Here is a 13,225-nt window from a genome sequence, read left to right as displayed (position 1 = left end):
ATAGGATGGCCCCCATGCGCCGTTCGAAAATCGTCTGTACTCTCGGCCCCGCGGTCGACTCCCACGAGCAGCTCGTCACGCTGATCGAAGCCGGCATGAACGTGGCCCGCTTCAACTTCAGCCACGGCACTCACGCCGAGCACCAGGGGCGTTACGACCGCCTGCGGGCCGCCGCCAAGGAGACCGGAAGGGCCATCGGTGTCCTCGCCGACCTCCAGGGCCCGAAGATCCGCCTGGAGACCTTCGCGGAGGGCCCCGTCGAGCTGGTGCGCGGTGACGAGTTCACCATCACCACCGAGGACGTGCCGGGTGACAGGACGATCTGCGGCACGACGTACAAGGGCCTGCCCGGCGACGTCACCAAGGGCGACCAGGTACTCATCAACGACGGCAACGTCGAGCTGAAGGTCACCGACGTCGAGGGCCCGCGGGTGAAGACGATCGTCATCGAGGGCGGCGTCATCTCCGACCACAAGGGCATCAACCTGCCCGGCGCCGCGGTCAACGTGCCCGCGCTGAGCGAGAAGGACGTCGAGGACCTCCGGTTCGCCCTCCGCATGGGCTGCGACCTGGTCGCCCTCTCCTTCGTCCGGGACGCCAAGGACGTCGACGACGTGCACCGCGTGATGGACGAGGAGGGCCGCCGGGTCCCCGTCATCGCCAAGGTGGAGAAGCCGCAGGCGGTGGAGAACATGGAGGGAGTCGTCGCGGCCTTCGACGCCGTCATGGTCGCCCGTGGCGACCTGGCCGTCGAGTACCCGCTCGAGAAGGTCCCCATGGTGCAGAAGCGCCTGATCGAGCTGTGCCGGCGCAACGCCAAGCCGGTGATCGTGGCGACCCAGATGATGGAGTCGATGATCACCAACTCCCGGCCGACCCGCGCCGAGGCCTCCGACGTGGCCAACGCGATCCTGGACGGCGCCGACGCGGTCATGCTGTCCGCGGAGTCGTCGGTGGGCGCGTATCCCATCGAGACGGTCAAGACGATGTCGAAGATCGTCACCGCCGCCGAGCAGGAGCTGCTCTCCAAGGGCCTCCAGCCGCTGGTGCCGGGCAAGAAGCCGCGCACGCAGGGCGGTTCGGTGGCCCGTGCCGCCGCCGAGATCGCCGACTTCCTGGGCGGCAAGGGCCTGGTGGCCTTCACCCAGTCCGGCGACACCGCCCGCCGGCTGTCCCGCTACCGCGCGGTCCAGCCCGTGCTCGCCTTCACCACCGACGAGTCGACCCGCAACCAGCTGACGCTCAGCTGGGGCGTGGAGCCGCACGTGGTGCCGTTCGTGAACAGCACCGACGAGATGGTCGACCTGGTGGACCAGGAGACGGCCCGGCTCGGCCTGTTCAGCGACGGCGACATCGTCGTGATCACCGCCGGCTCGCCCCCCGGCGTCCCCGGCACCACCAACATGGTCCGCGTCCTGCACCTGGGCGAGACGCGGCGCGGCTGACGCCCACGAGGGCCTCTGTACGGCGCTGAGGGCGCCCCCTGCGGACAGGGGGCGCCCTCAGGCGGTTTCGCGGCTCCCGAACGGGCGTGTGGGCGCGCTCAGTCGGTCACGAACTGGTGCAGGCCGGGGACGTGGAGCGTGCCGCCGAACTGGCCGGCCTGGACGACCGTCACCTTGGTGAAGTAGATCAGCGGGATGTCCAGCGGCGGCGGGTGCTCCGGGTCGAAGGTGATCGGGATCAGCCCGAGCAGGTTGCCCGAGATGCTCTCGGTGTACATCACCGTCTCGCCGTCGCGGATCGTGGACGTCGAGCCCTTGGCCGCCTGGACGTGGTGCGTCTTGCCGGCCTGCTTGTCCTTGACCGTCTGGTGCAGGTCGCCGATGTCGGTGCCGTTGGATATGACGTACTTCAGCACCTTCTTGGTGGTGCCGTTGGCCGTCTTCACCTCGACGACGCCCTTGTAGGAGGCGCCCTTGAGCAGCAGCGAGCTGGCGTTGAGGTACCAGGGGTCGTCGGGCAGCGGCACCTTGTTGTCGACGCCGCCCTCGTCGTCCGTGGCGACCGGGCAGTCCTCGGCGTCCTTGCCGGCGCTCTCGGAGGCACTGGGCGTGGGTGAGGCGGTGGCCTCCTCCTTCGCCTTCTCGGCAGCCTCCTTGGCCTTCTCGGCCTCCTCGTCCACCGACTTCCCGGTGTCCTCGGCCGCCTTCGACGCCGCGTCGGTCGCGCCCTCGACGGTGTCCTTCGCCGTGTCGGTGACCTTGTCGGTCGTGTCCTTCACGGTGTCGGAGGCGTCGTCGCCGGCGTTCTCGGACGCGGACGGGGACTCGGAGGGGGTCGCCTCGGGGCTCGGGGTCTCCTCGGCCTTCTTGCCGCCGGTGAAGATGCCCTCGATGGCGTCGCCGATGCCGTCCAGCAGCCCGCCCTTGTCCTCCGACTCGGAGGGGGAGGGCGCCGGGGCGTCACCGCCGGCCGACTCCCCGCTCTGCGACGCGGAGGGGCTCGGGGCGGGCTGGGACTTGTCGTCCTTGCCGGCCTCGTCGCCCTGGCCGTCCTTGTCGTCGGAACCTGAATCCGACGAAGAGGACTCACCCTTGTCCGCGCCCGCGTTCGCGCCGGAGTCGGAGGCGTCGGGCTCCTTCGCGTCGCCCTTGTCCTCCTCGTCGCCCTTTTCGTCGCTCTTCCCGTCCGTCGCCGAGGGCGACGGTGTGGGCGAGGCGGACGTGCCCTTCTCGGCGTCCTCCAGGGCCGCCACGCAGTCCTTGTACTCGTCGGCCGTCAGGCTGTTGGAGGCCGGCGCCGCGTCGTTGCCGTCGGCGAGGGCGAGCGTCGGCGTGAACCCCATCCCCATGAGCACGGCCGTGGGCATCGCCGCGATGGCTATCGCCTTGCCGGCTGGCATGTGGAACCTGGTGAACAACGGCTTCTTGGGTGCCGCGTGGCGCGGCCCGGTTCTCGCACGGGACGACTCCACGTCAGTCCCGCGGGTCACCTCGTCAGCCGGCACTGTGCCTCCCGTTCGCCCCGTTGGCCGGGCTCGTTCCTGACAGATCGTGCGCCCCCAGTGCCTCGAAGGTCTGGGTGGGACCCCCGCCCTCCATCCCTTCGCGCGGCCTCGGCACCGTGGCGTCGGACGCCGTGCTGCCGGGCGCCGGAATGCCGGGGAGCTCGGTGCCGGGGACCGCGCCCTCGGGCGCGTCACCCCTTCCCTTGCCCTCCACCGGCGGTTCGTCCTGCGGCGGTTCGCCCGGCACCCACGAGACGGCCATCGCTCCGCCGACCAGCGCGAGCAGGAAGCCGATGAGGAAGCCGCCGAGGTTGGACACGGGGATGGAGACCAGCGCGAGCAGGATCGCCGCCACGCCCGCGAAGACACGGACGTGCTTCTGGAACCACAGGCTGACGCCCAGGACGACCAGCAGCACACCGATGATCAGTGACCCGGAGCCCGCGGTGGTGGCCATCGCGAGGGTCAGGTGACCGATCTGGAGGTTGGCGTACGGGAAGTAGGCGATGGGGAGTCCGCCGAGCGCGATGAACAGGCCGGCCCAGAACGGCCGCCCGCCTCGCCAGGCACGGAACTGCAGCCTCCGGCGGGTGAACTGGCCGGCTGCGGCAGGAGTCTCGGCGCTCATGGAAAACAGCTCCCTGGTACGGCTTTGCTGTGGTGGAGATGTGGTCCGCGCGCGAGGGCGCGGCCGGAGGGAGAGTGGACGGGCGGGGGCGCCATGGCTCCCCCGCCCGTCAAGGGGTGCTTAGTAGCACTCCTTGACACCCTTGGACAGCGACATCTTCAGACCGCTGAGCTTGAAGGTTCCGGCCGTGGTCGCCCACGCCGTCTGCTTCACACCGGTCAGCGTGGCCGAGTCGGCCTGCTGCGCGAATCCGTTCGGGTTCGCGGTGTCGCCCTTCTTGATGCCGGGACCCTTGTTGGCGTCCTTGGCCGCCACACCGATGTCGATGCCGCGGAACGTGGCATCGGCCTGCAGTTCCTCGACGTCGATGTAGAGGTTCTTGGCCTCGACCGGCTTGTCACCGCCGCCGGCCTTCAGCATGAGGCTGACGGAACCGATCAACGGGATGTCCGGGGTGACCACGGACTGGCACATGTTCTTGATCGACGCGGACTTGAACGCCGAGACCGCGACGGGGTGAGCCGTCTTCTCGCCCTTCAGCGTGTAACCCGAGTCGATCGCCCCGTACTGGGAGAAGCCCGTGCCGTCGAGCCGGTCCGCCGTCACCTTGAACGACTGGCCGGAAACGCTGAACGACGCGGCGAGAGCGCCCTGCGCGAGCGCGACGCCTATCGCAGCCGTGGCGGCAACGCTGGGCACCATGACCACAGCGAACCGCTTCCATCTGGTCCCGCCACGCACCTGGGACTCCATATTTCCTCCTTCTCGGACGTACATCTCCTGGCCTCGGCCGGCCGCCGGTTCGACGGCTCGGTCTGGCAGGGATGGGAGAAGTGCTACGTCCTCGGGAAGGAGAGCGCCCGAACTCGGCGGCGCGTACGACGCGCCCGAGTCACCGGCGATCACCCCCGAGCGACAACCACTGGTCGCGCCTGACACGCATCACGCACAACCCTGCTGGACAGGCTTCGCCGGGTGAGCGAAGACCCCCCTGCCCAAGAGCCGGCTCCACTGCCGCCAACTCTGCTCGGTGGGGACCCAGGAACCCCCGCGACCCGACTGGCTTTCGGGGTACGGGAATGGACCGAGCGTCGCCGATCGTGGTGCATTCTCGCCGCCGACACAAGGGGGTTCGTTACTCACTAGTAACGGCCGGATAACCACGGGACGACGCACCGGGCCCGAACGGCGACGCTGGGTGTGCCATAGGGGCGGAACAAAACTATTGATCGATGGACAGAGTCCGACAGATCGACGCCGCTGACTTACTGGCAGTAACAGCGGCCGCGATTACCAAGTTTTGGCAAAGCGCGGCCGCACTGACGCCTCGTCGACAGCTCCTTCACACCGGCAACACCCCGGTGGACACCTCTAGAACAGGGCGCGAGCCAGTGCCCTGCGGGCCGCGGTGACCCGCGGATCGTCGGCGCCGACCACCTCGAACAGCTCCAGCAGCCGCACGCGTACGGCGTTGCGGTCGTCGCCGGCCGTGACGCGCACCGCGTCGATGAGACGGCCGAAGGCGTCCTCCACGTGACCGCCCACCAGGTCCAGGTCGGCGGCGGTGATCTGCGCCTGCGCGTCGCCCGGCTTGTCGGCCGCCTCCTGGCGGGCCTTCTGCGGGTCGGCGTTCTGCACCCGCTGGAGCAACTCGGCCTGCGCGAGACCCAGTTTGGCCTCCGTGTTGCCCGGGTCCTCGGCCAGCACGTTCTTGTACGACTGGACGGCACCGCCCAGGTCACCCGCGTCCAGCGCCTGCACGGCGGCCTCGAGTGCCGCGTCGTGCGGTCCCGCCGGTCGCTCCTCGGCGGCGGGCCGCTCGGCACCGGGCTGGGCCTCGGGGTCGACGACGAGACCGGTCAGGCCGAAGCGCTCCTCGGCGACCTGCACCAACTGGTCCAGGGTCTGGCGGATCTGCGCCTCGCCCGCGGCACCCTGGAAGAGCGGCAGCGCCTGCCCGGCCACGACCGCGAAGACGGCCGGGATGCCCTGGACGCCGAACTGCTGCATCAGCATCTGGTTGGCATCGACGTCGATCTTGGCGAGGAGGAAACGCCCGCCGTACTCGACGGCGAGCCGTTCGAGGACCGGGCTGAGCTGCTTGCAGGGCTCGCACCACTCGGCCCAGAAGTCGATGACGACCGGTACCTCGGTGGACCGCTGCAGGACCTCGCTCTCGAAACCGGCCTCGTCGACGTCGATGACGAGGTCGGCCGGTGAGACCGCCCCCGTCCCGCCGTGCCGGGCGGCCTCGGCGCGGGCCTGCTCCGCCTTCGTCTTGGCCTCCTGGGCCGCCTTCACCGCGGCGAGGTCGACGACCCCGCTCATGGACATGTTCCGTGGCTGCATGGGTCTATCCTCCCCCGTCCTGCGCGCGCGTGTGAAAACCGGGTCGAAAGCCCGCCCGGATGTGTGCTGTTCGGCATGTGTGCTGTTCGGCGCCGGGTCCCCACCCCACGCCCGTGGTCGTCGCTCGGGCACGGGCGTACCCGTGCTTTCGCTACGAGTCGTAGCGTAATACCGGGAGGGGCCGTCGGAACACCCCGCCCCGGTGATCTCCCTCACGGCCACACGGAACCCGCCGATTGTGGCCGGGGACTTATGGTCGAGGAATGCAGAGCAGGACCCACGCCCACGCCGGCCGTGCCGGGCGCCCGCGCAGTGCCGCGGCGGACACCGCGATCCTGGCCGCGACGCGGGCGGCCCTGGTCGACCTGGGCTGGTCCAGGCTCACCCTCGGAGACGTCGCCGGCCGGGCCGGGGTTGCCAAGACGACGCTCTATCGCCGCTGGGCGGGCAAGAACGAGCTGGTGGTCGACGCGGTGGCGGAGCTGTTCGACGAGCTCCGGCTCCCGGACCGCGGCTCCCTGGCCGCCGACATCGAGGGCGTGGTGCTCCAGTTCGCGGCGATCCTGGCCCGTCCGGAGGCCAAGAGCGGCCTGATGGCGGTGGTCGCCGAGTCGACCCGGGACGACGCGCTGCGCGAGCGCATCCGCACGTCGATCGTGGAACGCCAGAAGCGCCTGGTCCTGGAGGGCAGGGCGCGCGCCCAGGCCCGCGGCGAGCTGCCCGCCGAGACCGACCCGGCGGAGGCCGCCCGCACCGCGGACCTCATCTTCGACGTGGTCGCGGGCGCGGTGGTCCACCGCACCCTGGTCAGCGCGGAACCGGCGGACGGCGACTGGGTACGGGGCTTCACACAGGTACTCCTGTGGGGCCTGACCTCCCGCCAGCCGGAGCCCCCACCCGCCTGAGGACCCACCCGACCGAGCGCGGGGGCCGGGCGACCTTCCAGCCGACCGAGCCGCCCGGTGGGTCACCTTCCAACTGGCCGAGTCGGGTGGTGGGTGGGCATAGGCCGGGGGTCCAGGGGGCGGAGCCCCCTGGCAACGCCCGCACCGGCACCGGGCGCTAGAACCCCGCCGGCTCCGTGTACACCCCCCACTCGTCCCGCAGCACCCCACAAATCTCCCCCAGCGTCGCCTCGGCGCGCACCGCGTCCAGCATCGGCCCGATCATGTTGGCCCCGGACCGCGCCGCCGCCAGCATGGCGTCCAGCGCACCGCGCACCGCCGCGTCGTCCCGGCGCGCCTTGCGCTCGCCGAGCACCCGCACCTGCTCCCGCTCCACCTCGTGGCTGACCCGCAGGATCTCCAGGTCACCCGTGACGGACCCGGTGTGCACATTGACGCCGACGACCTTCTTCTCGTCCTTCTCCAGGGACTGCTGGTACCGGAAGGCGGACTCGGCGATCTCGCCGGTGAACCACCCGTCCTCGATGCCCCGCAGGATCCCGGAGGTGATCGGCCCGATCGGGTGCTGCCCGTCCGGGTGCGCCCTGAGCCCCCGCTCCTTGATCTGCTCGAAGATCTTCTCGGCGTCGGCCTCGATCCGGTCCGTCAGCTGCTCGATGAACCAGGAACCGCCCAGCGGGTCGGCGACGTTGGCGACGCCGGTCTCCTCCATCAGCACCTGCTGCGTGCGCAGGGCGATCTCGGCGGCCTGCTCACTGGGCAGGGCGAGGGTCTCGTCGAGCGCGTTGGTGTGCAGGGAGTTGGTGCCGCCGAGCACCGCAGCCAGCGCCTCCACGGCCGTACGCACCACATTGTTGTACGGCTGCTGCGCGGTCAGCGAGACACCGGCGGTCTGGGTGTGGAAGCGCAGCCACTGCGCCTTGTCGGTCTTCGCGCCGTACACGTCCCGCATCCAGCGGGCCCAGATGCGCCGGGCCGCGCGGAACTTGGCGATCTCCTCGAAGAAGTCGAGGTGCGCGTCGAAGAAGAAGGAGAGGCCGGGGGCGAAGACGTCGACGTCAAGGCCGCGCGACAGCCCCAGTTCCACGTACCCGAAGCCGTCCGCCAGGGTGTACGCCAGCTCCTGCGCGGCCGTCGCCCCGGCCTCGCGGATGTGGTACCCGGAGACGGAGAGCGGCTTGTAGGCGGGGATGCCGGCCGCGCAGTGCTCCATCAGGTCGCCGATGAGGCGCAGGTGCGGCTCGGGCTGGAAGAGCCACTCCTTCTGGGCGATGTACTCCTTGAAGATGTCGGTCTGGAGCGTGCCGTTGAGGACGGACGCGTCCACGCCCTGCCGTTCGGCGGCGACCAGGTACATGCAGAACGCGGGCACGGCGGGCCCGCTGATCGTCATGGAGGTCGTCACGTCGCCGAGCGGGATGTCCTTGAACAGCACCTCCATGTCGGCGGCCGAGTCGATGGCCACCCCGCAGTGCCCGACCTCACCGAGCGAGCGCGGGTCGTCGGAGTCGCGGCCCATCAGCGTCGGCATGTCGAAGGCGACGGAGAGCCCGCCTCCGCCGTTGCGGAGGATCATCTTGTAGCGCTCGTTGGTCTGCTCGGCGTTGCCGAACCCGGCGAACTGCCGGATGGTCCACGTACGCCCCCGGTAGCCGGTCGCGTGCAGGCCTCGGGTGAAGGGGTACTCCCCCGGCCACCCGATCCGCTCGAACCCCTCGTACTCGTCCCCGGGCCGGGGCCCGTAGACCGGCTCCACCGGGTCGCCGGAGAGCGTGGTGAAGTCCGCGTCGCGCTTGCGCGCCGCGTCGTACCGGGCCTGCCACCGAAGGCGGCCTTCCTCTATGGCGTGAGCGTCCATACTCTCAATTTACTAGGACGTCCAAGTAAATGTCGATGGGGGACCGCCGCACGGGTGTCCGCACGGCGGTGGGCTCAGGCCTTGGCGGCCACCGGCTCGGCCCCGGCGACCTTCGCGTCCAGCTCCCGGCTGATCCGTCGCTCCACGAAGAAGGCGGCCGTCGGAACGGTCCCGGCGAGCAGCACCCAGAGCTGCTTCTTCACCGGCCACTTCGCCTTGGACCCCAGGTCGAAGGCGAAGATGAGGTAGACGACGTACAGCCAGCCGTGGGCGATGCTGACGACCTGGGTGAAGTCTGCGGCGCCGTCCATCTTCAGGGCGTACTTGGCGATCATGCCAAGGCACAGCGCGATCAACAGCACACCGGTGACGTACGCCATGACCCGGTAGCGGGTCAGCACGCTCTTTTTCATGCGTACGAGCGTAACCGCCCGTTTCGCGCGATCTTCGGGCGGCCCCGGCGACTCGCCCGGGCCCCGTCCCGGACCCTCGCCTCAGTCCTCGGCGAAGTCCCCGGCGGCGACCCGCAGCGGGCGGAGCATCGCGAAGATCTCGCCGCACTCCTCGGCGTCGTACGCGCCCAGGCCGAAGTCCATCGCCATGAGGTCCCGGGTGGCGGCCTCGACCACCTCGCGGCCCCGGTCGGTGATGGAGGCCAGGGTGCCACGGCCGTCGTTGGGGTTGGGACGCTTGTCCACCAGGCCGGATCTCACCAGCCGGTCGACGGTGTTCGTCACGGACGTGGGGTGCACCATCAGGCGCTCACCGATCTTGGACATCGGCAGTTCGCCCGACTTGGAGAAGGTGAGCAGCACCAGCGCCTCGTAGCGCGCGAAGGTCAGCCCGTACGGCTTGACCACCGCGTCGACCTCGGCCAGCAGGATCTGGTGGGCCCGCATGATCGAGGTGATCGCGGACATCGAGGGCACGCCGCCCCAGCGCTGCTTCCAGAGTTCGTCGGCACGGGCGATGGGGTCGAAGGAGAGACTGAGGGGCTTGGACACGGCACCAGACCTTACCGGCCGGTCATATGCCGGTCAGCCCCGTCTCGCCTTTCGATACCACCGCCCACGGCGGACGGCTACTCGGCGAGGTGCCGCTCCACCGTGTCCACCTTCGACGTGAGGCCGTCCGTCACGCCGGGGCGGATGTCCGCCTTGAGGACCAGGGACACGCGCGGCGCCCGCGCCTCGACGGCCGCGACGGCCCGCCGGACGACGTCCATGACCTCGTCCCACTCGCCCTCGACGGAGGTGAACATCGCGTCGGTGCGGTTCGGCAGCCCCGACTCGCGGACCACCCGTACGGCGTCGGCGACGTACTCCCCGACGTCCTCGCCGACGCCGAGCGGCGTCACGGAGAAGGCGACGATCATGCGCCGACGATCCCTTCCTGGCGGGCGCGGGAGGCGATGACCGCGCTCTCGGCCTCACGCTTGAGCTTGCGCTCGGCGATGAAGCCGCCGCCGGGGATGACCGAGTAGGCGAGGTACAGGGCGCCGGTACGGAAGCTCCACTTGGCGCGGTTCCAGGCGTCCAGGCAGAAGATCACGTAGAGGACGAACAGAACGCCGTGAATCGGTCCGAGCACCGGAGCGACGTTGAAGCCGGAGGCGACGGTGTACTTGATGACCGTGCAGACGGCGAGCACGATCCAGGAGATTCCCTCCGGCACGGAGACCAGGCGGAGGCGGCGGAGGGCGGATGCTGTCTTGAGGTCCACGGGGTCACCTTCGGTGGGAGAGGAATCGGTACGCGGGCGCACCGCCGGGCGGGGCGGTTTGTGAACGCACGCACAAGCGCACGCCCATTGTGGCAAACCCCCCGACGCGCCCGGGTGAGGGGGTCGATCCCTGTCGGTGGACCCGCCCGGCGGGCTACCTTCGCATTTGTGGCGATGTTCCGACTTCAAGGAAGCAAGGTACTCGCCGTCGACATGACCGGAGACGCCGTCAAGGCGAAGAACGGCTCGATGGTCGCTTACGACGGGGAGATGGCCTTCAAGAAGCTGAGCGGTGGCGGTGAGGGCATCCGGGGGATGGTGACCCGGCGTATCACCGGCGAGCAGATGACGGTGATGGAGGTGAGGGGGCAGGGGACCTGCTGGTTCGCGGACCGGGCCTCGGAGATCAATCTCGTGGGTCTCCAGGGCGACAGGCTGTACGTCGAGTCGAGCAACTTCCTGGCGGCGGACGCCGGACTGCGCACCGGCACCAGCTTCACGGGAACGCGCGGCGCCTCGCAGGGCAACGGGCTGTTCACCACGACCGTCGAGGGGCACGGGCAGGTGGCGATCATGTCGGACGGCCCGGCGGTGGCGCTGCGGGTCAGCGCGCAGTACCCGCTGACCGTCGACCCGGGGGCGTACGTGGCGCACCAGGGGAACCTGCGGCAGACCTTCCAGTCGGGTGTGACCTTCCGCACCCTGCTCGGGGAGGGCGGTGGCGAGGCGTTCCAGATCCGCTTCGAGGGCGACGGACTGGTGTACGTGCAGCCGAGCGAGCGGAACACGATCGCGGGGGATGTCTGACGATGGCCTTCCAGGAGATCAACCACAAGATGGTGCAGGCCACCGTGGCGCACGGGCAGCGGCTGTTCAGTCAGCGCGGTGCCATGCTCGCGTACCAGGGCGAGGTGTCCTTCACCCCCAATCTGCGGGGCGGCCAGGGCGGCGTCATGTCGATGATCGGCCGCCGGGTGGCGAACGAGGACACCCCGCTGATGACCGTGGAGGGCAGCGGCACGGTGCTCTTCGGGCACGGCGGCCACCACGTCCAGGTGATCAACCTCGCCGGCGACACCCTGTACGTCGAGGCGGACCGCCTGCTCGCCTTCGAGGGCACCCTGGAGCAGGGCACGGTGTTCCTGGGCTCCCAGGGCGGCGTCATGGGCATGGTGCGCGGGCAGGTCAGCGGGCAGGGGCTGTTCACCACGACGCTGAAGGGCCACGGCTCGGTGGCCGTGATGGCCCACGGCGGCGTCTTCGAGGTCCCGATCACCCCGCAGCGGCCGGTGCGCGTCGACCCCCAGGCGTACGTCGCCCACCACGGCGACGTGCGTAACAAGCTGTCCACCGCCATGGGCTGGCGGGACATGGTGGGGCGCGGCTCGGGCGAGGCGTTCCAGCTGGAGCTGAGCGGCAGCGGCACGGTGTTCGTCCAGGCGTCGGAGGAGAAGCTGTGAGCACGGTCCACCACGACCCGTCGACCCTGCCGGCCGACGACAACGTGAACGCGTACACCTTCTGCGTGGAGCTGAAGGGCGGTCAGTGGTTCCTGCAGAAGGGGAAGATGATCGCCTACTACGGGACGATCGAGTTCAACGGCGTCGGGCACGGCCGGCTGGACCGTCTGGTGCGTACGTCGTTCCATTCGCCACTGCACGCGAGCGACTGGGTGGTGGCCGAGGGTTCGGGCCAGATGCTCCTCGCCGACCGGGCCTTCGATGTGAATTCGTACGACCTCGAGGACGGCAACCTGACCATTCGCTCCGGCAACCTGCTCGCTTTTCAGCCAACTCTCGCGCTGAAGCAGTCGATCGTGCCGGGTTTTCTGACGCTGATCGGAACCGGAAAGTTCGTGGCCGCGTCGAACGGTCCGGTGGTGTTCATGGAACCGCCGATCCGGGTCGACCCGCAGGCCCTGGTCGGCTGGGCCGACTGTCCCTCCCCGTGCCATCACTACGACCACGGGTACATGACCGGCCTGATGGGCGGTCTACGTGCGATGACGGGGCTCGGCGGGGCCTCCGGGGAGGAGCACCAGTTCGAGTTCGCGGGAGCGGGGACGGTGCTGCTGCAGTCGAGCGAGGCGCTGATGGCGGAGCAGGCCACGGGGGCTCCGCCGCAGCAGGCGGGGGTGCCCGGCGGTGGGGCGCAGGGAGCCCAGGGAGGGCGTTCCGGGGTACCGGGGCTTCCCGGACAGCTGGGGGACCTCCAGCGCCGCTTCGGGCTGTGAGCGGTAATCTGCGGAGTGTGACATCGAACGCGTGCGCACCGTCACCGTCACAGAAAACCCCTCACTAGTTCGCCTTTCAACCTTTTAGGTAGACTTCATTCATGGAGACCGAGACGGCCACTCGCTGGCTGACCGATACGGAGCAGTGTGCTTGGCGCACCCACCTGGAGGTCAACAGGCTGTTGACGCACCAGCTAGAGAAGGACCTGCAGCCGTTCGGCCTGACAATGAACGACTACGAGATCCTGGTGAACCTCTCCGAGTCGGAGGGCGACCGCATGCGGATGAGCGACCTGGCCACCGCCACGATGCAGTCCAAGAGCCGCCTCTCCCACCAGATCACGCGCATGGAGAACGCGGATCTGGTCCGCAGGGAGAACTGCGAGTCCGACCGCCGCGGCCTCTACGCCGTCCTCACCGAGCACGGCATGGAGACGATGCGGAAGGTCGCGCCGCACCACGTGGCCTCCGTCCGCAGGCATTTCATCGACCTGCTGGCCCCCGAGACCCTGACCGAACTGGACAAGGCACTCAAACCCATCGCGGAACACCTGCGCGGACAGCGAGGGCGTTCCTGATC

15 protein-coding genes are annotated in these 13,225 nt (G+C 69.6%); 6 read left to right on the top strand and 9 right to left on the bottom strand.

Annotation, left to right across the window (positions count from 1 at the left end):
- Positions 1 to 14: 14 nt before the first annotated feature.
- The gene (gene pyk, locus ACFC1X_RS35235) at positions 15 to 1,445 is read left to right on the top strand and encodes a pyruvate kinase (protein WP_376362058.1); all 1,431 of its coding nucleotides are present in this window, start codon (positions 15 to 17) and stop codon (positions 1,443 to 1,445) included.
- A 98-nt stretch (positions 1,446 to 1,543) separates the two neighbouring features.
- Here pyk and ACFC1X_RS35230 read toward each other — a convergent pair whose 3' ends face one another.
- The 4 genes from ACFC1X_RS35230 to ACFC1X_RS35215 form a co-directional block, all read right to left on the bottom strand.
- Positions 1,544 to 2,950, bottom strand: a complete 1,407-nt coding sequence (locus ACFC1X_RS35230) for a hypothetical protein (protein WP_376362055.1) — start codon at positions 2,948 to 2,950, stop codon at positions 1,544 to 1,546.
- A complete protein-coding gene (locus ACFC1X_RS35225) occupies positions 2,940 to 3,578 on the bottom strand; it encodes a DUF6114 domain-containing protein (protein WP_376362052.1) in 639 nt (212 codons plus the stop codon). Before ACFC1X_RS35225 ends, ACFC1X_RS35230 begins: the two co-directional genes overlap by 11 nt.
- 120 nt (positions 3,579 to 3,698) lie before the next feature.
- A complete protein-coding gene (locus ACFC1X_RS35220; RefSeq protein WP_376362050.1) occupies positions 3,699 to 4,331 on the bottom strand; it encodes a DUF6230 family protein in 633 nt (210 codons plus the stop codon).
- A gap of 618 nt (positions 4,332 to 4,949) precedes the next feature.
- Positions 4,950 to 5,927 (bottom strand): tetratricopeptide repeat protein, encoded by a 978-nt coding sequence (locus ACFC1X_RS35215; protein WP_376362047.1) that lies wholly within the window; start codon positions 5,925 to 5,927, stop codon positions 4,950 to 4,952.
- A 263-nt stretch (positions 5,928 to 6,190) separates the two neighbouring features.
- On the opposite strand from ACFC1X_RS35215, the gene ACFC1X_RS35210 reads away from it, so the two are divergent.
- Entirely contained in the window at positions 6,191 to 6,832 is a 642-nt protein-coding gene (locus ACFC1X_RS35210) for a TetR/AcrR family transcriptional regulator (RefSeq protein WP_376362044.1), read from the top strand.
- Between the two features lie 157 nt (positions 6,833 to 6,989).
- Here ACFC1X_RS35210 and ACFC1X_RS35205 read toward each other — a convergent pair whose 3' ends face one another.
- From ACFC1X_RS35205 to ACFC1X_RS35185, 5 genes are all read right to left on the bottom strand, one after another.
- A complete protein-coding gene (locus ACFC1X_RS35205; protein WP_376362042.1) occupies positions 6,990 to 8,690 on the bottom strand; it encodes a methylmalonyl-CoA mutase in 1,701 nt (566 codons plus the stop codon).
- Between the two features lie 74 nt (positions 8,691 to 8,764).
- On the bottom strand, positions 8,765 to 9,103 hold the full coding sequence (locus ACFC1X_RS35200; protein ID WP_163015798.1) for a DUF3817 domain-containing protein: 339 nt from the start codon (positions 9,101 to 9,103) through the stop codon (positions 8,765 to 8,767).
- Between the two features lie 81 nt (positions 9,104 to 9,184).
- Entirely contained in the window at positions 9,185 to 9,694 is a 510-nt protein-coding gene (locus tag ACFC1X_RS35195; RefSeq protein ID WP_376362039.1) for a MarR family winged helix-turn-helix transcriptional regulator, read from the bottom strand.
- 77 nt (positions 9,695 to 9,771) lie between these two features.
- The gene (locus ACFC1X_RS35190; RefSeq protein WP_114529225.1) at positions 9,772 to 10,065 is read right to left on the bottom strand and encodes an MTH1187 family thiamine-binding protein; all 294 of its coding nucleotides are present in this window, start codon (positions 10,063 to 10,065) and stop codon (positions 9,772 to 9,774) included.
- Positions 10,062 to 10,412, bottom strand: a complete 351-nt coding sequence (locus ACFC1X_RS35185) for a DUF3817 domain-containing protein (protein ID WP_376362036.1) — start codon at positions 10,410 to 10,412, stop codon at positions 10,062 to 10,064. Before ACFC1X_RS35185 ends, ACFC1X_RS35190 begins: the two co-directional genes overlap by 4 nt.
- Positions 10,413 to 10,586: 174 nt before the next feature.
- Here ACFC1X_RS35185 and ACFC1X_RS35180 point away from each other — a divergent pair, with 174 nt between their 5' ends.
- The 4 genes from ACFC1X_RS35180 to ACFC1X_RS35165 all read left to right on the top strand — a co-directional run bounded on the left by ACFC1X_RS35180 (position 10,587) and on the right by ACFC1X_RS35165 (position 13,223).
- Positions 10,587 to 11,219, top strand: coding sequence for an AIM24 family protein (locus ACFC1X_RS35180; RefSeq protein ID WP_376362033.1), 633 nt, complete (start codon positions 10,587 to 10,589; stop codon positions 11,217 to 11,219).
- Positions 11,220 to 11,221: 2 nt separating this feature from the next.
- Positions 11,222 to 11,872 (top strand): AIM24 family protein, encoded by a 651-nt coding sequence (locus tag ACFC1X_RS35175; RefSeq protein ID WP_376362030.1) that lies wholly within the window; start codon positions 11,222 to 11,224, stop codon positions 11,870 to 11,872.
- Positions 11,869 to 12,645 carry an AIM24 family protein gene (locus tag ACFC1X_RS35170; protein ID WP_376362027.1) on the top strand — a complete coding sequence of 259 codons (777 nt, stop codon included), beginning with the start codon at positions 11,869 to 11,871 and terminating at the stop codon, positions 12,643 to 12,645. Before ACFC1X_RS35175 ends, ACFC1X_RS35170 begins: the two co-directional genes overlap by 4 nt.
- Before the next feature lie 101 nt (positions 12,646 to 12,746).
- Positions 12,747 to 13,223 (top strand): MarR family winged helix-turn-helix transcriptional regulator, encoded by a 477-nt coding sequence (locus ACFC1X_RS35165; RefSeq protein ID WP_122616280.1) that lies wholly within the window; start codon positions 12,747 to 12,749, stop codon positions 13,221 to 13,223.
- The last annotated feature ends 2 nt before the right edge of the window (positions 13,224 to 13,225 follow it).

Origin of the sequence: Streptomyces sp. NPDC056128 (genome assembly GCF_042263835.1) — a bacterium.
Taxonomy (GTDB): domain Bacteria; phylum Actinomycetota; class Actinomycetes; order Streptomycetales; family Streptomycetaceae; genus Streptomyces.
This window is presented reverse-complemented; position numbering and strand designations above follow the sequence as displayed.